General features: G+C 59.6%; 10 protein-coding genes and 1 riboswitch. Of the genes, 7 read left to right on the top strand and 3 right to left on the bottom strand.

Translation table 11 applies throughout. The features are described 5' to 3' along the window. Positions 1 to 51 precede the first annotated feature (51 nt). On the bottom strand, positions 52 to 951 hold the full coding sequence (locus tag M9920_04900) for a phosphatidylserine decarboxylase (protein MCO5051622.1): 900 nt from the start codon (positions 949 to 951) through the stop codon (positions 52 to 54). A 98-nt stretch (positions 952 to 1,049) separates the two neighbouring features. Next, positions 1,050 to 1,130: riboswitch (Fluoride riboswitch) on the top strand. 22 nt (positions 1,131 to 1,152) lie between these two features. Between M9920_04900 and crcB the strand changes: the two genes are divergently transcribed. Then, positions 1,153 to 1,551: a fluoride efflux transporter CrcB gene (crcB, locus tag M9920_04895; GenBank protein MCO5051621.1), complete on the top strand. Its 399-nt coding sequence runs from the start codon at positions 1,153 to 1,155 to the stop codon at positions 1,549 to 1,551. Between the two features lies 1 nt (position 1,552). Then, entirely contained in the window at positions 1,553 to 1,906 is a 354-nt protein-coding gene (locus tag M9920_04890) for a DUF190 domain-containing protein (protein MCO5051620.1), read from the top strand. A gap of 38 nt (positions 1,907 to 1,944) precedes the next feature. On the opposite strand, the gene M9920_04885 is transcribed toward M9920_04890, so the two are convergent. Further along, positions 1,945 to 3,405: a hypothetical protein gene (locus M9920_04885; GenBank protein ID MCO5051619.1), complete on the bottom strand. Its 1,461-nt coding sequence runs from the start codon at positions 3,403 to 3,405 to the stop codon at positions 1,945 to 1,947. 117 nt (positions 3,406 to 3,522) lie between these two features. On the opposite strand from M9920_04885, the gene M9920_04880 reads away from it, so the two are divergent. Then, positions 3,523 to 4,695, top strand: coding sequence for a pyridoxal phosphate-dependent aminotransferase (locus M9920_04880; protein ID MCO5051618.1), 1,173 nt, complete (start codon positions 3,523 to 3,525; stop codon positions 4,693 to 4,695). Between the two features lie 254 nt (positions 4,696 to 4,949). Then, positions 4,950 to 17,306, top strand: a complete 12,357-nt coding sequence (locus M9920_04875; protein MCO5051617.1) for an Ig-like domain-containing protein — start codon at positions 4,950 to 4,952, stop codon at positions 17,304 to 17,306. Between the two features lie 382 nt (positions 17,307 to 17,688). Here M9920_04875 and M9920_04870 read toward each other — a convergent pair whose 3' ends face one another. After that, positions 17,689 to 19,035: an aminotransferase class III-fold pyridoxal phosphate-dependent enzyme gene (locus tag M9920_04870; GenBank protein MCO5051616.1), complete on the bottom strand. Its 1,347-nt coding sequence runs from the start codon at positions 19,033 to 19,035 to the stop codon at positions 17,689 to 17,691. A 477-nt stretch (positions 19,036 to 19,512) separates the two neighbouring features. On the opposite strand from M9920_04870, the gene M9920_04865 reads away from it, so the two are divergent. From M9920_04865 to sufC, 3 genes are all read left to right on the top strand, one after another. Then, positions 19,513 to 19,926 (top strand): transcriptional repressor, encoded by a 414-nt coding sequence (locus M9920_04865; protein MCO5051615.1) that lies wholly within the window; start codon positions 19,513 to 19,515, stop codon positions 19,924 to 19,926. Positions 19,927 to 19,932: 6 nt separating this feature from the next. Beyond that, positions 19,933 to 21,381 (top strand): Fe-S cluster assembly protein SufB, encoded by a 1,449-nt coding sequence (gene sufB / locus M9920_04860; protein MCO5051614.1) that lies wholly within the window; start codon positions 19,933 to 19,935, stop codon positions 21,379 to 21,381. 80 nt (positions 21,382 to 21,461) lie between these two features. Then, entirely contained in the window at positions 21,462 to 22,220 is a 759-nt protein-coding gene (sufC, locus tag M9920_04855) for a Fe-S cluster assembly ATPase SufC (GenBank protein MCO5051613.1), read from the top strand. The last annotated feature ends 37 nt before the right edge of the window (positions 22,221 to 22,257 follow it).

Here is a 22,257-nt window from a genome sequence, read left to right as displayed (position 1 = left end):
GTGGAGCTGGGGCGCGACGGCAAACCGCGCGGTTTCACCCACGGATGGTGATCAATTCGCGACTCCCAGACGATCGCCCATGCGCGCGTAGAGTTCGCATCGCTGGCGGCTTCGTTCGAGCAGATCGGCGGCCAGTTGAACGCGATGCGGTTCGAAGAGCAGCAGCGTGGAACTGCCGCCGAAGGCGAAATAACCTTTCTCATCGCCTTTTCCGATGGGACCGGCTTGATAGGTTTGCCGGATTGAACCGACATTGGTTGCGCCGATCTCCAGCATGATGATTGTGCCGAGATTTTCAGTGGTGATCGTGGTGATGACGCGCCGGTTTTCCCAGAGGTAAGCCAGTTTGCGTCGCAGCGCGATCGGGCTGACCGAGTAAAGCGGTCCATCAACCAGGCGCGGAGCGCTGGCGCGACCGGCGCTGGGAAAATGAAAGCGATGATAATCCACCGGGCAAAGGCGAGATAAAACCACCGGGCCTTTTTTATAGCGCGCCGCCAGCGCGGAATCTTGAAGCAACCGCGCCAGTTCGAAGCGTTGGCCTTTGACGAAGACGCCTTCAATTTTTGAAGCGTCGGGAAAACCCAGATGCCGTGCGTCCGCGGGAAAAATCACCGCTCGCGGGTCCGCGTCAATGGGCCGCGCCTCGGGTTTGAGGCGTCGGTAGAAAAATTCGTTGAATGAACGGAAGGTTTCGGGTCGCTCCGCAAATTCATCCACCGCCAAATTGTAGGTGCGGATGAAAGGTTGGATTTTACTCCGACTGCGCGGGCGATTCATGCGCCAGCCGTACCAGCGCGAGAAGACCGCGCGTTTGATCAAGGCGGCCAGCGCGAGTCGCCCGAGGGGGTGCTGATAGGCCCAGCGCAGCCAGGCCGCGCCATAAACTTGTTCCACTTCCACGTGTTGCGTGTAGCGGTTGAAGTAATGGATCGCGTCTGGATCGGCCATAAACGCGGCGAGTTTAGCCAATAACGGATCGGGCAACCAGCTTTTGCCACGACTGGGAATTTACTTGCTTGCGGTGGGCAGCCGTTCTATTGATTCGGGCAGCATTGGGCAATGGGGTTTGCCTTCCCGCCAGGGGAAAACCGCCGCGACGATTTCGGGCTGATAACTCCTACGAGCCGCCATTCGTGGCGGAGTCATCGTATGCTGAATGCCATTTTAATTTTTTGCGGCGGCGGACTGGGCACCTTGGCCCGGTGGGGACTCTCCGGTTTGATTGCCCGGCACTGGGGCGAAACTTTTCCGCTCGGCACCCTTACCGTCAACGTCATCGGCTCCTTCGCCATCGGTTTGTTTGCCACGCTGACCAGCCCGGAAGGACGGTTTCTGGCCCCCGACGCTTGGCGTCAGTTTTTCATGATTGGCCTTTGCGGCGGCTATACCACGTTCTCTTCGTTCAGTCTGCAAACGCTCCACCTCGCGCGTGACGGCGAATGGTTCAAAGCGGGCGCGAATGCCGTGCTTTCGTTGGTGCTCTGCCTCATCGCCGTCTGGCTCGGGCATCTGCTGGCGGCCCATTTCAACTCCTCGAAAGGACTTTGATATGCAAATCCCCCGTGACGCAATGTTGCTGCGAATCTTCATCGGCGAGAGCGACCGCTGGCGGCATCAACCTCTCTATGAAGCCATCGTGCTCAAGGCGCGCGAACTGCACCTGGCGGGCGCGACGGTCTTGCGCGGGCCGCTGGGCTTTGGCAAATCCAGTCGCCTGCACACGGCGAAGATTCTGCGACTCTCGATGGATTTGCCGTTGGTCATCGAGATCGTGGATGCGGAAGAAAAAATCAACGCCTTCCTGCCGGTACTGAACGCCATGATCGGTGGTGGACTGGTCACGCTGGAACGCGTCAAGGTCGTTCATTATCGGGACGGTAACTCAGCCCAAACCGCAGCTTGAAACGCACGGGGATCACCGGGCTGACGCCGTCGGTCGGTTCATTCGTTGTGCGGAATCTGGATGGTGCTGCCGCCGACAAATTCGCGGATCACCGCGTCGCCCGGAATGAAGTGGGGATTCGCCACCTCAGCTTTCGTGAAACCCGTCACCGAATCCAACAAAGCGCGGATGCGCTCGAACCGCAGTTTGGCGTCAAGAAAACCGGTGTAGCTGCTGAAATCCGCCTCGCGCGGCATGAGGCCGTTTTCGCCCACAAAGAAAGGTTTTAATGCCGGGAGATCGAAGGGAAAACCTCCGTTGATGGCGTGATCAGCCAGGCCCTGCAACGGGATGATGCTGAACAGTTCGCCGGCGCGGACGTAGTGCCAGTGCAGGATGGTCTTGAGCGGACTGTGATTGCGGTGCAGCGCGTCGCGCAACATGCGCCGGATCAACCGCACGTCGGTGAATTGCGTCAACCGCCGCGAACTGCCGTCGCCTTCGTAGAGGACATTGCGTGCCTCGATATAGACGCGGAATTGCAGGCTGGCCGGAATGCCTTCGGTGATGGGCGGATACAATCCGTGCAAACAGTCGAGCAGCAGGATTTGGTCAGGCAACAGTTGCACGGGTTTGGTGCCGGTGCGCCGCCCTTCTTTGAAACTGTAAACCGGTTTCTGCACCGTCTTGCCTTCGAGTAATTCGACGAGATGTTGGTTGAGCAATTGAATGTCCAACGCCTCGGGCGTTTCGTAGTTGCGATCATTGATCCAGTCCGTGGGGTGTTCCACGAGTGACCAGAAATAATCGTCCAGGTTCAGCATCAAAAATTTCAGCCCTTGCTGTTCGAGGCGCTGGGTGAGTTTGACCGTGGTGGTGGTCTTGCCGGAGGAACTGGGGCCGCTCACCCAAAGCATCCGCAATTGATCCCCGCGTTCGCGCCGCTGGCGGATTTTGGCGGCCGCCGCGTCGAGCGACGCTTCGTATTGCGCGATGGAATCCGCGATGACCTTTCCCATGCGCCCCGAGCGAATGGTTTCATTGAGCGCCGCCACGGTATGCACCTGATGGGCGCGGCTCCAATCAAGTTGCTCCTGCAGGCGCGTCGGCGGAAAGCCGTTGCCCATGAACGTTTCCGGCGTCAACGCGCCTTCCCGCAACCAATGCCGACCCCAGCGATAACATTCATAGGCATCGGCGGTGTTTTGAAAACCGTAGCTGCGCAGCACGTGCAGCACCTCATCCTGAATCATCTCGATGGTGGGCGGAAAGTTCGAGATCAGATGGTGCGGATCGCCATTCAGGCAGACGGTCACGATGTCGCTGAGAAAATTTGCCAGTTCCTCGTCGCTTTGGGTGATTTGGAACAATCGTTCATTGATGCCGGGCAGAAAATCCTGCTGAAACCCGCCGATGGAAGTGGCGGCACGCCGGATGGCCTTGCTGATTCGCGCTTCGTCGTAGCGCACCAAAGCTCGATTGCGCTTCTGAACCTTGACGATGCGGTTTTGTACTGCCATGCGGCCAATGATGCCAAGTGCCGCTGCCGCCGACAACCCGGTTTCGCCCCGGGTTCACCGCGTCCAGTGTTTCCCACTTGCGAAATGCAGGGCGCTTCTCAATTCTTTTGGGGCTATATGAATTATCGTATTTCGCAGCGCGCCGCGTCCCTCACCCCTTCGCTCACCCTGGCCATTGATTCCAAAGCCAAGGCCATGAAAGCGGCGGGCGAGGATGTGGTCGGCTTTGGCGCGGGCGAACCGGATTTTGACACGCCCCAGCACATCAAGGACGCCGCCGCCAAGGCGCTGGCGAATGGCTTCACCAAATACACTCCCGCCGCCGGCATTCCCGAATTGCGCCAGGCCATTGCGGACAAGCATCAGCGTGAAAATGGTCTGAGTTTCAAATCCAGTCAGATCATCGTGTCGTGCGGTGGCAAGCACTCCTGTTTCAATGTCATCCTGGCAACGTGTCAGGAAGGCGACGAGGTGATTATTCCTGCGCCTTATTGGTTGAGTTATCCGGAGATGGTGAAACTTGCCGGCGCCAAGCCGGTGATTCTCGGCACCAGTGACGCCACGGAATTCAAAGTGACGCCCGCCCAATTGCGCGCCGCCATCACGCCGCGCACCCGGTTGTTCGTGCTGAACTCACCCAGCAACCCGACCGGTTCGGTTTATACGCCGGAAGAAGTGAAAGCGCTGGGAGATGTTTGTGTGGAAAAGGGCGTGCTCATCATGAGCGACGAAATTTATGAGCACCTGCTTTACGACGGCGCCGTGGTGAAGAGCGTGGCCGGCTTTTCTGCCGCGCATCAGGAACACACCATTATCGTGCATGGTTTTGCCAAGGCCTGGAGCATGACGGGCTGGCGGCTCGGCTGGTGCGCTGCGCCCGAACCGATTGCCAAAGCCATCAATGCGATTCAAAGTCACAGCACCAGCAATCCGACCAGCTTCGCGCAAAAGGGCGGGGTGGCGGCTTTGACCGGCCCGCAAGATCATTTGCCCCGCTGGCTGGCGGAATTCGCCCAACGCCGCGCTTACGCGCTCGACCGGCTCAATGCGATTCCCGGCGTCGCCTGCGTCAAACCGCACGGCGCGTTTTACTTGTTTCCCAACATTTCCGGCACCGGGCTGAAATCCACGGAGTTTTGCGCGCAATTGTTGGAGCGGGAGAAGGTTGCCGCCGTTCCAGGTATCGCGTTTGGGGCGGACGATTACATCCGCCTCAGTTATGCCACCAGCATGGCAAACCTCGAAAAAGGACTGGCCCGAATCGAAAACTTTTGCCGTCGCCTGAGCTAATAGCCAAGGGGCGCAACCCCGGTCATCCATCGCGTAAAGCCACCTCGCCTTTCCGCCCTCGTCCCAAGAGGAATGTAAATCAGAAAACACTTGCCAGCCGGATGGCAACTTATCAAGCATGGGGCGTTGCAGATGACCCAAATAAGCCGAGTGAAGCCCGGTGTGGTTGACATATCAAAAGGGTGTTTCACTTTCAAACCTGCCCCGGGATCCGGCGATCCCAAACTCAAATCTATTTCGCCCGTCGAATTATTATGAAATCAAGAATCCTTGTGGTACTGGCAACTCTGGTGGTCTGGTTCATTTCAGCCTCGACTCGAATTCATGCCGCCACGCTTACCTGGACCAATAATGCGAGCGGCGTCTGGCACGAGGCTGACAATTGGAGTCCCAACCAGGTCCCCGGCGCGGCGGACATCGTGGTGCTCAATCACAATGTGACGGTCACGGTGACCAATGATGTCGCGGTGGCCGAATTACAATTCAGCGGCGGTGGCACCATTAATGTCACCACCGGCGTGCTAACCGCCGCGACGTTTAACTGGACGGGCGGATGGTTGCGGGGCGCCGTGCAGTGCGGTGGCGGGAGCATCAGCGGAAACTATGGGAAGTATCTGGTGGGCGGGGTGCTGATCAATGCCGGGACGTTGGAATGGTCGGGATCACTCACGCTGGGGACGAGCAGCTACGGGACGGGTGATCCGGGCGTCATTTCCAACTTGGTGAGCGGCGTCATCAACCTCACGAGCGACTTCTCCGCCAGTAGCTACTACGACGGTGGGATAATTTACAATGACGGCGTGATCAATAAGACCGGTGGGGTCGGCACCATGACTTTCAATCATGGCCAGCTCCACAACCGTGGCAACCTCAACGTCAGCTCGGGGACTTTGAGTTTTAACTGGGGGGGCATCAGCTCGGGCAGCATCGTGGTGGCTGCCGACTGCACGTTACGGTTTGACGGCGGGACTTTCACGTTGACGGAAGGTTCGACGGTATCGGGGGCGGGGAATCTGTGGGTGAGTGGGGGGACGGCGAACTTCAACGGGGATTACAGTTTGACGGGAACGAACAGCTTCACGAGCGGCAATACGTATTTCAATGGACTTTATCAGATCAACGCAGCGATCAACATCACTGGCGGCAACGTGTATTTCAACAACGCGGGAGTCAGCGAAGTGAACGTGCCGACGGTGGCGTTGGCGGGTGGCGGGACGTTGGGCGGGACGAACACCGTAACGGCGGCGGACTTTACGTGGACGGGCGGGTGGCTGCGCACGGTGCTGACCTGCGGCGGCGGGAGCATCGGGGGCGGCACGACAAAATATCTGGTGGGCGGGGTGCTGATCAATGCCGGGACGTTGGAATGGTCGGGATCACTCACGCTGGGGACGAGCAGTTACGGGACGGGTGATCCGGGGACGTTATCGAATCTGGTGAGTGGCGTGATCAACCTCACCGGAGACATATACGCCAACTGGCATTACGACGCGGGACAGATTTACAACGCGGGGGTGATCAACAAGACGAGTGGGACGGGGGCGGCGACGTTTCAACAAGGCCCGTTCTACAACAGCGGGAGCGTCAACATTCAATCAGGTACGTTGAACCTTGCGGGCGGTGGGAGCAGTTCGGGAAGTTTTCTGATGCAGCCCGAAGCGGCGTTGTCGTTTTCGAGCAATTATGAGTTCACCGACGGCAGCAGCGTGGGTGGTGGTGGCGATTTCGCGGTGACCAGCGGCACGTTGAATTTCAACGACACGGCCCAATTCACAAATACGGTCCTCCGGCTGGCGGGCGGCTCGGTCAATTTCAATAACGTGGAGAGCGGGGTGGTGCAGATTCCGAATTTGCTCATGACCGGTAACGGGACGTTGGGCGGGACGAACACGGTGACGGCGGCGGACTTTACGTGGACGGGCGGGTGGTTGCGCACGGTGCTGACCTGCGGTGGCGGGAGCATCGGGAGCGGCCCGACGAAATATCTCGTTGGCGGCAGTCTGATCAATGGCGGCGCGATTACTTGGACGGATTGGATTTATCTGGGAGCGGACGGTTATGGCGTATCGAACTACGGCGTGATTTCCAATCTGCTGACCGGAATCATGACCGTCACGACGGACAACGCGGGCGTGAACACTTATTACGACGGCGGCATTATTTATAATTACGGCACGATTGCCAAAATCGGTGGTGCGGGCGTGACGCCGCTCAATTCCACGTTTCACAATTACGGCACGGTCAATGTGGCGACGGGTAAATTCCGGTTCGGCAACGGCAACTCGTTCACGTCGCATGACGGCAAATTGTTGCTCGGACTGGACGCGACGAATGTATTTGGTCAGGTCGAAATGGTCGGCACGGTGGGTTTGAACGGCACGCTGGAAGTGACGGCGCGCGACGGTTACGTGCCGACGGTGGGCGACCGTTTCGATCTGTTGACCGCCGGGCAGCGCACCAACTTTTTCGAGCGACTCAATCTGGGGCAGTTTCCAGGCATCGCCTGGCAACTCAGTTACGCGCCGACGGCGGTGACGTTGACGGCGCTCGCAGCGTCCGCCGGCCCGGTACAGATCACCGGCCGCGTCACGGATTTCAATGCCCAACCCGTGGGCAATCTGGTTGTGTATGCGTTCAATTCGAGCGGCACGAATCAGTACTACGTCAGCACCCTGACCGATGGCGGCGGTTATTACCGTCTTGGCGTCACGAACGGTTCGTGGCGGGTGGGGGTGCAGGGCGCGGTGGCGCGGGGCTATGATGATCCGGTGGTGCAGGACGTGGTGTTGAACGATGCGAACGGCACGGCGAACTTTGTGCTCGCGCCGTACTCCGGCGCGTTCTACTCCATCACGGCGGCGAACCAGCCGCCGGACGCCGGTACGGTGACGGGTGCGGGCAATTACTACGCGGACACCACCAATACGCTCACCGCCGTGGCGGGACCGGGCTATTACTTCACCAACTGGACGGAAAACGGCGTGGTAATCGGGACTTCCAACGTGCTGACCTTTGTCGCCAACACGAACCGGCATTTTGTGGCCCACTATGGAGAGGCCAACACGTATCATGTCGTGACGCTGGCCACCACCCCCGCTGAGCTTACCGCGATTGTCGGAGCCGGCACCTACACCAATGGCGAGACGGCGACCTTCGTGGCGCCGCCCCGGGTACTGTCGGGCACCTCGAACTACTTCTTCCAACACTTTGCGTTGAGCAACGTCACCGTCAGCACGCAGGCCACTTATCAAAAGACCTTCTCCACGCTGGACGCGACCCATCTGGCGTATGTGGCCGTTTACACGGGCATCCGCACCAATCCCGTCATCCAGGCCGTGGCGACCAGCCGATTCGGCGTCGTGCCCACCAACGATAATTTCACGCTCACCTTTCGGTTTGATCGGACGATGGACACCAACATTGCGCCGGTGGTGACGCTCACGAACATTGTGGCCGCCGGCATTGCGCCGACGGTTGCCGGCAATGGTACGTGGAGCGGTTACTGGCGGCCGAATGATTCCTACACGACGCCGGCGTTGGCCATCACCAACGGCATGGACGGGACGAATCTGGTTTATGTCGCCAACGCGAGTGATACCAACGGCGGGGTGCTGCTGTTGACCAACGCCTACACGTTCGCGGTGGATACCATCTATCCGACGTTGACGGAGATCAGTGCCACGCCCGCCATCAACACGGCGGCAATCTCCTGGCAGAGCGGCGAACCGGCGAGCACGGTCGTGGATTACGGTTTGACGACGGCGTACGGCGCGACGGCTTACGGCTCAGCTTCCGTGACGAACCACACGGTCACGCTGTACAACCTGACCGCACTGACGACGTACCATTATCGGGTGCGCTCGGCCGACGCGGCGGGTAATGAAACGGTTGCCGCGGATGCCACGTTCACCACGCTGGCCGCGCCGGATTTGCTGGTTGCTGACCTGGCGGTCACCGGCGCGTTGCAATCGGGCGGCGCGCTCACGATTACCTGGGCGGACACCAACGCCGGCCCGATGGCCACCGACCAGTACTGGTATGATCGCGTGACGATCTCCAACCTGACCACCGGCATTCAGTTGCTGGACACCTATCAATACTACAACCCGGCGGTCAGCGGAAACATTGCGGCTGGTGCGGCCCAGGCGCGGGCGCTGAACTTCACGTTGCCGGATGGCGACGTGGGTGTGGGGCAGTTGCAGATCACGGTGGTGGTGGATGCTTACAATCATCAGTACGAATTCAATCTGGAGGGCACGGCGGAAAGCAACAACCGTGCGAGCCTCACGGTCACCAGCGTGCTGGCCACCTATCCCGACCTGCAAGTAACCGAGCTGGCGGTCACCAACGCGCCACTCCATTCAGGTGACTCCGTGCATCTGGTCTGGCGGGATCAGAACTCCGGGCTTGGTGCGGTGACGAATGTTTTTGCCGATCGGATTTCGGTGGTGAACGCCACCAACGGCCAGGTGCTGGTGAACACGTTGTTGCCGTATGACCCGGCTTTGGCCGAACCAATTGCCGCTGGCGGCGCCGTCCCGCGCGCGTTCAGTTTCACGCTGCCGGATGGCTCGTCCGGCGCCGGTGAGTTCCTGGTCACCGTGACCGCCGACGCGGCGCAACAGGTTTACGAATACAACGCCGGCGGCACGGGTGAGTTGAACAACACCAACTCCATTACGATCAATGCCACGCTGGCGGCCTATCCGGATTTGATCATCACCAACCTTACCGCGCCCCTGGCGGCCAACGCCGGCCAGACGATTCAAGTGGTGTGGACGGATGTGAACCAGGGCAGTGCGCCGATCACCAACGCGTGGTTTGATCAGGTCTTTCTCAGCAGCGTCAACGCCCTGGGTGGCGGGCAATGGCTCGCCACGCGCAGCGTCACCAACGTGCTGGCGGCCGGCGACTCGCTGGTGTTGACCCAGGCGGTGACGTTGCCGCCGTTTGTCACCGGCGACCAATGGCTGATCGTCAAAGGCAACGTGGCGGCGAACTTCTACGAACTGAACTCGACCAACAACAGCACGCTGGCCGCAGCGCCACTTCATCTGACCTCGACTCTGCAACTGACCCTGTCACCGACCAACGTGCTGGAATCCGCCGGCAGCCAGGCGGTACTGGCCACGTTGTTGCGTAATGGAGACCTGGCCAACGCGCTCACCGTTGACCTGAGTTCTTCACTCACCAATTTGCTGCTGCCCGCCGCGGTGGTCATTCCGGCCGGACAGAGCGCCACCAATTTCCATCTGGGTGTGGTGGACAACCTCATCTCGGGCGACACGGCATCCGGGGTGGTGACGGCCAGCGCCGGCGGCTATCCAACCGTCAATGTGCCGCTGACCATCACCGACGACGATCCGCCGTTGCTGACGTTGCACTTGAGCGTCAACCAGATCCCGGAAGATGCGGGTGTGGATGCGGTTTCCGCTTTGATCACCCGCAACGCGCACCTCGATAGCGCGCTGGTGGTGAACATCACCAGCGATCATCCGGAGGCGTTGCTCGCGCCGGAAACCGTGGTGATTCCGGCGGGCAATGGTTCGGCGGTGTTTGCGTTGACGCCGGTGCCGGATGGCGAGTTGAACAGCGGCCGGCGCGTGCGCGTCACGGCGGTGGCCGCCGGTTACCCTTCCATTTCCGCAGGCCTTGACGTGCTGAACGCGGACGTGGTGACGCTCGCTTTGACCTTGGCGGATTCCGTGGTGTCCGAAGGCGCCGGAGCGATTGCCACGGTGGGCACCGTGTCGCGCGGCGTGATGACGCCCCAGGCGCAGAAAGTGCAATTGACCCGCACGGGCAGCGAGCTGGTTACGGTGCCGAGCCTGGTGACGATTCCCGCCAACGCAACTTCCACCACCTTCAACGTCGGTGTCGGCACGGACGGCTTGGTCACCGGCAACCAGACGGCGGTGATTACGGCCAATCCGTTGAACCTGGCCAACAACCCGCAGACCGCGGGCGCGGCGCAGGCCACTTTGCAGGTGTTGGACACCAACGGCCCCAGCCTGCGGTTGGAACTGGCGCAGACCGTGATTTCCAAGGGCAGCAACACGATGGCCACTTTGACGCGCAACACGGCGCCAACGAACGCCCTGATCGTGACGTTGGCCTCGAGTCCAACCGGGGTGGTGACGCATTTGCCGGTGGTGGAACTGGCCGTCAACCAGACCAGCACCAACTTCCCGGTCACCGGGATTCTCGACGCGCAACAAACCGGCAATCGTGAAGTGGTGCTGAGCGCCACCGCGGCGGGTTACAATTCGGCGGCCCGGACGCTGACCGTTTCCGATATTTATTTACCGGACCTGGTGTCGGCGGTGATCAGCGCGCCGACCGAAGCGTTCACGGAGCAGCAAGTTTCCGTCAGTTGGCAAATCACCAACCACGGTCTGGGCAGCACCACCAACCAGAACTGGTTTGACTACGTGTATCTGGCCTCGGACAGCGTGGGTGGGGGCCAAATGTTGGTGGCCGCCAAACCCAACGTGCGGGCGCTGGCGGTGGGCGAGAGCTACACCAACACCGCCTCGTTTTATCTGCCCGCCCTGCCGGGCAATTTCTGGTTGCTGATTGAAGCCAACGGCAACCGGTCCTTGACCGAACTCAAGACGGTGAACAATACGGCCGCCGCGGCCTCGCCCCTGACGGTGCATCCCGCGTATCGTGCCGAATTGCTGGACGTCAGCCCGCTCATGGCCGGTGCGGGCACGCCCATTGTGTTGCAGGGGCGCACGTTCAATTCCACCAACAACACGTCCGTGCCCAACCGCGTCGCGGCCATCCGCGTAATGGTGAACGACACGCGCCGCACATTTCAAGTTACCTCGGATGCCACGGGCAATTTCACCTACACCTTCCAACCGCTGGCCAACGAAGTGGGCTATTATACCGCCTCGGCCGATCATCCGAACGTTACGAACCAGACCACGCAGGCGTCATTTGCGCTGTTGGGAATGGCCGCCTTGCCCGACCGCCTGGCCCCGCAACTCCTGCCCAACACGCCCGTGACCGGCTCGGTGTTGCTGACGAACCGGACGGGTTATGCGCTCACGGACCTGACGGTCACGCAGCCCGATCTGGGCACGAACCTCAGCGTGGCGTTCACGTTCACCAATCACGTCCTGCCGCCCTACGGCGTGATGACCGTGGACTACACTTTGAACTCGCCATTGACCCAGGCAGCGCAGGCCAATTTTGCGGCCACGTTCACTTCGGCGGAAGGGGCCGCGTTGGCGTTGCCGTTGTATGTCAAAATTGTTCCGACGTTTGCGCAACTGGTGGCGACTCCCGCCTATTTGGAACGCGGCATGGTGCGCGGCGAGCAAACGGTGGTGGCCTTCACCATTGCCAATACCGGTGGCTCGGCGAGCGGCGACCTGACCGTGCAGCTTCCCGATCTGCCGTGGCTCAGCCTTGGTTCGACGGCAAATATTCCGTCCATTCCCGCCGGCAGCAATGCGGTGGTGACTTTACTGTTGAATCCGGCGACGGATCTGACCCTCGGGCTTTACAACGGCAACATTGCGGTGGCCAACGAGAACGTCGGCGTGCGCGTGCCGTATCAGTTCCGCGCCGTCTCCTCGGGCATTGGGGATCTCGTGGTGAATGTCACCGACGATTACACCTACTACGTCGCGGGCGAACCCAAGGTCACCAACGCGCTGGTTGTGGTGCGCGATCCGTTCACCGGCGGCATCATCGCGCAAACCAATTCCGGCCCGACTGGCACGGCGCAATTTAGCGCGCTGACCGAGGGCAGTTACACCGTGGACGTGACGGCGGAAAAGCATAATCAATTCCGCGGGTCGGTCCTGGTGGCCGCCGGCATCACCAACGCGCTGGAGGCTTTCCTGCCGCGTCAGCTCGTGACGTATCAGTGGTCCGTCGTGCCGACCGAGATTGCGGATCATTACCGGATCGTGCTGGAATCCGTGTTTGAGACCGAAGTGCCCGTGCCCAACGTGGTGATTGAAGAGCCGCAGGTGATGGTGTTGGTGGCGGCGGGAGAAGTCACCCAGTTTGAGATCAAGCTGACCAATCAAGGGTTGATCGCCGCCAATGATGTGGAAATCGAAGTTCCGGACCACCCGACTTATCTCGTTACGCCCCTGGTGCGGTACGTCGGCAAGCTCCCGGCGAAAAGCTCCGTGACGATTCCGGTGACCGTGCAAATGCGGGCCGCTCCCGGCGGCGCGCTGGCGGCGGCTTCGCCCGGCATCGTTCACGCGGCGGATGGCGATGGTTGTACGCTGGAGGACCTTAACGCCTGTCTGCCCAAGATTCCCTTACGTGCCAATTACTCGTACCCCTGTGGCAATCGAATGGTGGGACAGAGTCGTGGGCTTGATCTTTCGATCATTTGCACCGCCAAGGATGTCAAAGAATGTCTGGAAGGGTTCAAGGAGTTGATCGGTTCGGGAAATTTGCTCAGTGTCGGCTGTAACGCGATCAGTGCGCTCATTTCCTGTGCCGGACCGAAATTATCCACCTGCCAGAAGGCGGCCATCTCCACGGCTTGCGGAGCGGCTTTGGGTGGCGCGGCTGGTGCGGTGGGGGCGGGCGTCAGTGGCATTCTCGAATGTATCTGCTCCCATTTGGATCAAATTCCTCTGCCCAACTTTGGTGGTGGTGGGCCGACGCCCATTCCGCCGGGTGAGATGTGGCTGCCCACTCCGCATCTGGCCGAGTACACCATCGGCAGCTGTCCGGTGATAACCACCATCCTTATCCAAGGGGCTGATTGCCGGGGCTACGCGCCGCCGGCTGGAGCGATGGCCGAAACCACGGTGACTCATTCCGGTTACAACGCCGGCAGCGCCCCGCGCATTGAGGCGCCGGTCAAGGCCCAGGACGGTGCGGGTGTCTGCGCGCAAGTGCGGTTGCGCATCAATCAGGAGGTCACCCTCACGCGCAGCGCGTTTGCCGGCACCCTGGAAATTGATAATGGCGGCAGCACCGACATCACCGGCGTGCAGGTCACCCTGGATTTCCGCGACGGCGCGGGCCAATCCGCCGTGGGCAAATTTGTGACGGAAGGGCCGGTCGTGACCGGGATGACGGCGGTGGACGGTTCGGGGGTGCTCGCGGGCGGCGCCACTGGCCGTGCGGTTTACACCTTCATTCCCACTACGGATGCCGCGCCTGACCAACCCTATTCCTATCAGATCGGGGGCACGTTGCGTTACCTGGATGCCGGTCAGGAAGTCATCGTGCCGTTGCTGTCCGCGCCCATCACGGTCTATCCCGAGGCGAAGCTGGACCTCGTCTATTTCCAGCAGCGCGATGTCTATGGCGATGATCCGTTCACGCCGGCGACCGAACCTTCCGAACCCTACACCCTGGGTTTGATTGTGAAGAACATCGGCGCCGGGAACGCCAGGAATTTTGAAATCACCTCGGCGCAACCGCAAATCATCGAAAACGAAAAGGGCCTGTTGATTGACTTCCGCATCATCGGCACGAGCGTGGGCAGCAACGCGGTTGCCCCTTCGCTGACGGCCCGGCTTGGCGACGTTCCCGCCGGGGTCTCGAAGAGCGTGAACTGGCAATTACTGTCCACGTTGCAGGGCAAGTTCATTTCGTTCGCGGCCACGTTCGAGCATGTGGACGGATTGGGGCACACCAATTTGTCACTCATCAACAGCGTGGAGACGCATGAGTTGATCCATCCCGTTCGAGCCAACCGGCCCGCGGACGACGGCGTTCTGGACTATCTGGTGAATGATTTTGCCGATCCCCAGAATCTCCCCGATTTGTTGTATCACAACACCGGCGCCATTGAACCGGTGAACGTCGTGACCAACGGCGTCTTCAACGGCAGCGTCGGTCCGGCGCACTGGCAGGTGCAGCTCACGGCGGCGGCCGGACCGGGTTGGAATTATTATCGGTTGCCCGATCCCGGCCCCGGATATTTGCTGGCCAGTGTGGTGCGTTCGGACGGCAAAGTGCTGGAATTGACCAACAACGCGTGGACCACCGATCGCTCGTTCCCGTCTTCAATCCCTGGCGCGGTGAGGGAAAATCTATTGCACCTGTTCGACTGGGAGGGTTCGGGACAATATACCCTGACCTATCGCTCAACCAATACCACCACGCCCGCCATCGTTCAGTTCGGACCGGTGACGCCATTCAACCAAACCGAAGCGGTGGATGCGGTCACGATCGTTTTTTCAGCGGCGATGGACCTGGCCACTTTCAACTTCGCCGACCTGGAACTGACGCGTGATGGCGGCCCCAACCTGATCACCCCGGCCTCGGGAGTGAGCGTGGTGCTGCTCGCCGACGCCACTTACCGCATCACCGGACTCGTGCCGTTGACGGCTGAAGATGGCAATTACTCCCTGCGTATCTTTGGCAACGCGATCTCCGATGTCTGGGGCAACCGTCTGGGCGATGTTTCCGCCGTCGTCGCCTGGGCCAAGGGCGACGCCGCGCCGGTTGTGGAGAGCATTTCTGCCGTCACTCCGGACCCGCGCAATCAGCCGATTGAGGCGCTGACCATCGCGTTTTCCAAGGCGATCAACCCCGCCACGTTCGGTCTGGGTGCCCTGCAATTGACCCGCGATGGTGGACCGAATCTAATCACTGCCGACGTCACGCTTACCACGGAAGACAACATTAATTTCACGCTCGCCGGGCTGGGAACTTTGACTGGTGAAGAGGGAACTTATGTGCTCTCCGTCACCGCCGCCAACGTCACCGATGCCGGAGGTAAATCCGGTCAAGGAACGCAAACCCGGACGTGGACCATGATCACTTCGCCGCCGCACATCGTGGAGTTGTCGCCCGTCACCACCAACCCGCGCAACATCGTGGTGCAAAATTTGACGGTCACCTTCTCGCACGCCGTTGATCCCGCCACGTTCGATCATCACGATCTGACGCTCACTCGCGACGGCGGACCGGACCTGATCAATGCGGACGTGACCCTGACGCGCCTGACACCGACCACATATCAGATCGGTGAGATCAGTTGGTTGCAGGGTTGGGCCGGAAGCTACACGCTCACTGTGGACGCCGCCGGCATCCAGGATTGGGCGGGCAACCCCGGCGTCGGCAGCACCAACGTCAGTTGGACGATGATTCTGGACACGCCGGCCACCCCCGACCATCTGGCTATCGCCCCCGACCTGGGCTTTTCGGCCACCGACGGTTTAACCAGCACGAACGCGGTGACGTTGTCGGGCACGGTCACCGCCCCCAACCTGACCGTGCGCGTCTTTGATACCACCACGAGTATTGATTTTGGTCTGGCGACGATGGAGGGCACGAACTTTTCCGCGTCGCTCCTCTTTGCGAGCGACGGCACGCACCGCCTGCGCGTCACGGCCATTGACGGCGCGGGCAACGTCTCGCTGGCCGCATTTGTGACCGTGGTGATTGATCAAATCCCGCCCTCAGCCACCATCGAGCAAATCGCCACGCCGACCGACGCTGACGTCAACACCGTTACGGTTACGTTTACGGAAGCCATCAATGCCCTCACGGTCTCGAGCAATAATTTCGCGTTGGTCTGGAACGGAACGAACCCGTTTACTCCGGCAATTCAAGTCGTTGCCAGCAACCGCGTGCAACTTGTCAATTTGGCGGCGCTCACGGCGGCGGCGGGCGAATACACCGTCGTCGCGGACCTGCGGGACATCACCGATCTGGCCGGCAACCCGGCAACCGATCAGCTCGCGATGTCGTGGGAACGGCAATCACAAAACCAACCGCCTTATTTTGTTGAGGAACTGTCGGACCTCGTGATTACGCCTGACGGCGCGGCGCATCGCCAATTTTTGGCGGAAGACCCGAACGGAGACGCATTGACTTTCAGCCTCATCGCCGCACCCGACGGCGCGATGCTTGTGGCGACGAACGGCGTGTTCTGGTGGCAACCCACCCGCACCAACGCCTCGACCATCCATTCCGTCACCGTGCAGGTCACGGATCAAGGCAACCCGCCGTTGAGCGCCCACGCCACCTTCAACATCACGGTGCTGGATTATCTGGAGGTGCAGTTGAGCGAAACCAATCTGCTGGGTGGCGCTTCGGCGACCTTGCCGGTTTTCGTAGCCTCCAGCGAAGGCGTCACCAACCTGTCGTTTGCCCTGCCCGTGCCGATGGACGTCCTGACCAATTGGACGTTGACCCCAATCGGTTCGCACCTCGACACGGCGGAGTTGCAGCTTGATCCGTCGCAGTTGCGGATCCACCTGCAAGCGCCGCCCGGTCAAACCATTCAAGGCACGCAACAGGTCGCGCAACTGCAATTTACCGCCGCGCCCGATGGCTGGTCGCAGTTCGTCCGCCTCGTCGTCACCAACCTCGCCGGTTACAAGCCCGGAGATCATCTTTACACCAACCACGTCAACGGCGTTGGCCGGGCGGTGGTGGTGCAACGTCATCCGCTGCTCGAAGGATGGGTGACTCCCGACCAAACGCGGCAATTGGCCGTCTATGGGCGACCGGGCACGAACTATCAATTGCAGGTGACCGACAGCCTCATGCCCCCGGTGATTTGGGAAGCGTTGCTTGGATTCCAGCAGACCAATGTGCTCGTGCCCTTGTCGTTGCCCGCCACGAACACCCCCATTTTCTACCAACTGAAAGAGATTCCGTAACTGGATTCCAAGTTCACACACCATCTTCATCCTGATTGGCCGGCCGCCGCCGAATCCCGTCGGCCAGCGCATCACTGGATTTGCTCTTCGTTAACCCACACGGCAACTGCGGCCTCGGCTGGCTGCCGTTCGTCGTTCTGATCCGTGCGTTCCACATAAACGGTTGTGCAGAATCCAAGTATATGCGGTTCGGGCCGATCATTCTCACGCATTGCGAAATCTTTACCGTGGACGAGCACTCGAAACTGCTTCACGGGCGCGACTGTATTCTGGGTGTCAAAACCGCCCAGCTTGGCAGCAATGCGGTTTGGTGGCGTTTGACAGTCGCGAAGCGTCTGGACTGCGGCGCGTTTACCGCCGCTTTTTGCCGCAGCGGAGGGGCTTACGAATCCAATTTCGTAAATGCCGCGTCAAATACCTCGACGATAAAATCCGCATCTGCGGCGTTGATGCACATGGGTGGGGCGAGGCGAATGGTTTGACTCCAAAAGCCGCCTTTACCAACGAGCAGTCCCATTTCTCGGGCGGCTTCGTGAACCGCCGCACATTCGGCTTTACCGGGGGCTTTGGTCTTTCGATCTTGGACAATCTCAATGCCCAGCAACAGACCGCTGCCGCGCACATCGCCAATGTGCGGATGCTTGGCCTTCAGTTGCTCCAAACCACTTTTGATGCGCGTACCCAGCTTGAGCGCGTTCTCTTGAAGTTTTTCTTTCTCGATGACTTCGAGGACGGCTTTGCCCATCGCACTGGCGACGGGATTACCACCGAACGTGTTGAAGTGAATTTTACCGGTCAAGGCCGCGGCAATCTGCGGGGTCGTCACCACCGCGCCGAGTGGGCAGCCGTTGCCAATGCCTTTGGCCATCGTCACGATGTCGGGGACGACGTCCTGCGTTTCAAAGCCCCAGAAATGCGTGCCGAGCCGTCCGAATCCGGTTTGCACTTCGTCGGCAATGCAAACGCCGCCGGCCGCGCGGATGTGTTCGTAAGTCTGCTGGAGGTAACCAGACGGGAATTCGACAAAACCGCCGACGCCCTGGATGGATTCCGCAATGAATGCCGCGACCTTGCCGGGCGTGGCGTAATCAATCAACGATTTGACATCATCCGCGTATTTGCGACCGGCGTCCGCGTCGTCATAGCCATACGGCCCGCGATACGGGTAGGGTGCGATGGCATGATGCACGCCGAAGCTGTGCGGCACGTTGTATTTCCAAGTGCTGTGCGCGGTGACGGTCATCCCGGAAGCGTTACCGCCGTGATAAGCATTACGCAGGGCGATGACGTCGTAGTTGCCGGTGTAAACGCGCGCCATCAACAGCGCGAGATCGTTGGCTTCCGAGCCGGAGTTGACGAAGTAACAAACCTTGAGATCACCCGACAACTTGGACGCCAGTTTCTCGGCGAACGCGCCCAGGTTCGGGTGCAGATAAATGGTGGTGGCGTGTTGCAGCATTTCGCTTTGGCGATTGCCCGCCGCCACGACGTGCGGATGACAATGGCCCACGCTCACGGTGACGATGCCGCCCAAGCCGTCGAGATAACGCCGGCCTTGCTCGTCCCAGACGTATTGCATTTGTCCCTCCACCAGCATGAGCGGCTCGCGATAATAGTGGAAAATGCTGGGGTGGACATAACGCTGGCGTTGGGCCAGCACCTCGGTTCGCGAGGGGCCGGAGTAAGGATGCGGACGCAGGTTGGTGGCGGGCAGTTGCGGAATTTTCATGTTCAACCGATGGCGGCGAATTGCGTTCAGCGCCGCTGGCAGGGTGCGCGGAGCCGGTCAATTGTGCAATGGCGAAAATCCCAACGGCTTTTACCATCCGATTATTTGGGACAACCGGCGCGGCGGCAGCGAGTGGGACTACTCGGGTCGCCAGCCGGCGACTGCGCACGTTCGACCGCGCCTGCTCGGCGACAACCTTTTGTCGCATATGCAACAAAAGGTTGTCATTGCCTTTTCGCAGACTCCCGGTTGCTTTCCGGCTGTGCAACTCAAGGCCGAGGAGCTTTTCAACCTCCGGCTCTGGTCCGTCGCGATGCTCGCCCGTCCGATGTTCCGCGAAGGCGCGTCTCATCGGAAATCGCTCCGGGGTCTTTTAATCTGAGGCAACGTGGCTTGGATTTAGAATAATTCTAATTATTGACGGCGCGGGGTGAGTCGCTACACTGGGGCGTCTAGTAGGCAGGGATGAAACACCCGGTGAACCAAGCAGATTTGAGCGAACGTCTGGCGACGAGCGGCTTCCGCTTCACGCCGCAGCGGCGGTGCGTCTATGACGTGCTGCTCGCCAAGCGGGATCATCCGACGGCGGAGGAGATTTACAGTCGCGCCAAGAAAGCGATGCCGGAGATTTCTCACGCCACGGTTTACAATTGTCTGGACGCCTTGGTTTCATGCCGGCTGGTGCGCCAGGTGCAATTGGAGCGTGGCGCGGCGCGGTTCTGTCCTAACATGGAGGAGCACTGCCACTATTACTGCGACCAATGCGGTGCGGTGTTCGATGTCGCTCTGACCGAAGGGGCCACGGCGGTGCCGCGCCCCAAAGGATTCAGGGTGGACTATTACGAAATCGCGGTTCACGGCGTCTGCACGGATTGCGCCAAGAAGAAATAATTTTGCATGAGCACAGCAACGGAAACCATCGAGACCCTGGTCAAACAGGAATATAAATACGGTTTTTATACCGATGTGGAGGCGGAGTCCGCGCCGCCGGGATTGAATGAAGACATCATCCGGTTGATTTCAGCGAAGAAAAAAGAGCCGGAGTGGATGACGGAATGGCGGCTCAAGGCGTACCGGCATTGGCTCACTCTGACCGAGCCCCGGTGGCAGTTTGTAAAATTCCCCACGCCGGATTTCCAGGACATCACGTATTACTCGGCGCCGAAGCAGAAAAAAGACGCGCCGAAGAGTCTCGATGAGGTTGATCCCAAGCTGCTCGAAACTTACGAGAAGCTTGGCATCCCGCTGCGGGAACGCGAGCAGCTCGCGGGGGTGGCGGTGGATGCGGTGTTTGACAGCGTCAGCGTCGGCACGACTTACCAGAAGCAGCTCGCGGAAAAGGGCATCATCTTCTGCTCGATGAGTGAGGCGATTCAAAAACATTCGGAACTGGTCCGAAAATACATCGGCTCCGTGGTGCCCTATACGGATAATTTTTACGCCGCGTTGAATTCCGCGGTCTTCACGGATGGTTCGTTTTGTTACATCCCGAAAGGCGTGCGGTGTCCGATGGAACTTTCGACCTACTTCCGCATCAACGCCGCCAAGTCGGGACAGTTTGAGCGCACGTTGATCATTGCCGATGAGGGCGGGCAGGTCAGTTACCTGGAAGGTTGCACTGCGCCGATGCGCGATGAAAATCAGTTGCACGCGGCGGTCGTGGAACTGGTGGCGCTCGACAACGCGCAAATCAAATACAGCACGGTGCAGAATTGGTATCCGGGCGACGAGAACGGGGTGGGCGGCATTTACAATTTCGTGACCAAGCGCGGTTTGTGCAAAGGTAAAAACTCGCGCATCACCTGGACTCAGGTCGAGACGGGTTCGGCGATTACCTGGAAATATCCGAGTTGTGTGTTGCTTGGTGACAACTCGAAAGGAGAATTCTATTCCGTGGCGGTCACCAACAACTATCAGCAGGCGGACACCGGGACGAAGATGATTCACATCGGCAAGAACACCCGCAGTACGATTGTTTCCAAGGGCATCTCGGCCGGGCGCAGCCAGAACAGTTATCGCGGCCTGGTAAAAATTCAAAAGACCGCGGCCCACGCGCGAAATTTTTCGCAATGCGACTCGATGTTGATCGGTTCGAAGTGCGGCGCACACACGTTTCCGTACATTGAGGTGAAAAACTCCACCGCGTCGGTCGAACACGAGGCGACCACGTCGAAGATCGGCGAGGACCAGATTTTTTATTGCAACCAGCGCGGCATTCAAACGCAGGACGCCGTGAACATGATCGTGAACGGCTTTTGCAAGGAAGTATTCAAAGAGCTGCCGATGGAGTTTGCCGTGGAAGCGCAGAAGCTCCTCGGCGTCAGTTTGGAAGGGAGTGTCGGCTGAGTTTCAGGTCGCCTTGCGACAAGGGCCGGAACGATCCCGGCTAAAACAGAAAACGAATTTATTCCATGAGCACGCAACCTATTCTTGAAATCAACAACCTCCACGCCGGTGTGGAGAACAAGCAAATTCTCAAAGGCTTCAGCCTGACCATTTATCCTGGCGAAGTTCACGCCTTGATGGGACTGAACGGCAGCGGCAAGAGCACGCTGGCCGCCATTCTGGCGGGTCGCGAGGGCTACGAAGTGACCGAAGGCACGGTGAAATATCTGGGTGAAGATTTGTTGGATCTGGATCCGGAGGAACGCGCCCGCGCGGGGGTGTTTCTGGCCTTCCAATATCCCGTGGAAATTCCGGGAGTGAACAGCACCTACTTTTTGCGCGCGGCCTATAATGAAATCCGCAAGGCCAAAGGGTTGTCGGAAGTGGACGCAATGGATTTTCTCACGCTGGTGCGATCCAAGATGAAGCTGCTTGAGCTTAAGGACGATTTGTTGAAACGTTCGGTGAACGAAGGTTTCTCCGGTGGCGAAAAGAAACGCGCGGAGATTTTTCAGATGGCCGTGCTCGAACCTAGGCTGGCCATTCTGGATGAAACCGATTCGGGACTGGACATTGACGCGTTGAAGGTGGTTTCCAGTGGAGTCAACAAACTCCGCCGTCCGGATTCAGCCCAGTTGATCATCACGCACTACCAACGCCTGCTGAACTACATCATTCCCGATCAAGTGCATGTCATGGCGGATGGTTGCATTGTGAAATCGGGGGGCAAGGAACTCGCCTTGGAATTGGAATCCAAAGGTTACGAAGCCATTGTCAAACATCAATTGGTACCCGCTTGAGCGGCGGACATTTTCAACGGCGACCGGCAATCCCGGT

It is taken from the genome of Verrucomicrobiia bacterium, from assembly GCA_023953615.1.
Classification (GTDB): Bacteria; Verrucomicrobiota; Verrucomicrobiia; order Limisphaerales; family JADLHS01; genus JADLHS01.
Note: the sequence above shows the minus strand (reverse complement) of the source record. Positions and strands in the feature narration are given on the sequence as shown.

What these genes read in the sequence shown, in the direction of transcription:
- M9920_04900 (MCO5051622.1), bottom strand. Translation starts at nt 951, where the DNA reads ATGGCCGATCCAGACGCGATCCATTACTTCAACCGCTACACGCAACAC.
- crcB (MCO5051621.1), top strand. Translation starts at nt 1,153, where the DNA reads ATGCTGAATGCCATTTTAATTTTTTGCGGCGGCGGACTGGGCACCTTG.
- M9920_04890 (MCO5051620.1), top strand. Translation starts at nt 1,553, where the DNA reads ATGCAAATCCCCCGTGACGCAATGTTGCTGCGAATCTTCATCGGCGAG.
- M9920_04885 (MCO5051619.1), bottom strand. Translation starts at nt 3,405, where the DNA reads ATGGCAGTACAAAACCGCATCGTCAAGGTTCAGAAGCGCAATCGAGCT.
- M9920_04880 (MCO5051618.1), top strand. Translation starts at nt 3,523, where the DNA reads ATGAATTATCGTATTTCGCAGCGCGCCGCGTCCCTCACCCCTTCGCTC.
- M9920_04875 (MCO5051617.1), top strand. Translation starts at nt 4,950, where the DNA reads ATGAAATCAAGAATCCTTGTGGTACTGGCAACTCTGGTGGTCTGGTTC.
- M9920_04870 (MCO5051616.1), bottom strand. Translation starts at nt 19,035, where the DNA reads ATGAAAATTCCGCAACTGCCCGCCACCAACCTGCGTCCGCATCCTTAC.
- sufB (MCO5051614.1), top strand. Translation starts at nt 19,933, where the DNA reads ATGAGCACAGCAACGGAAACCATCGAGACCCTGGTCAAACAGGAATAT.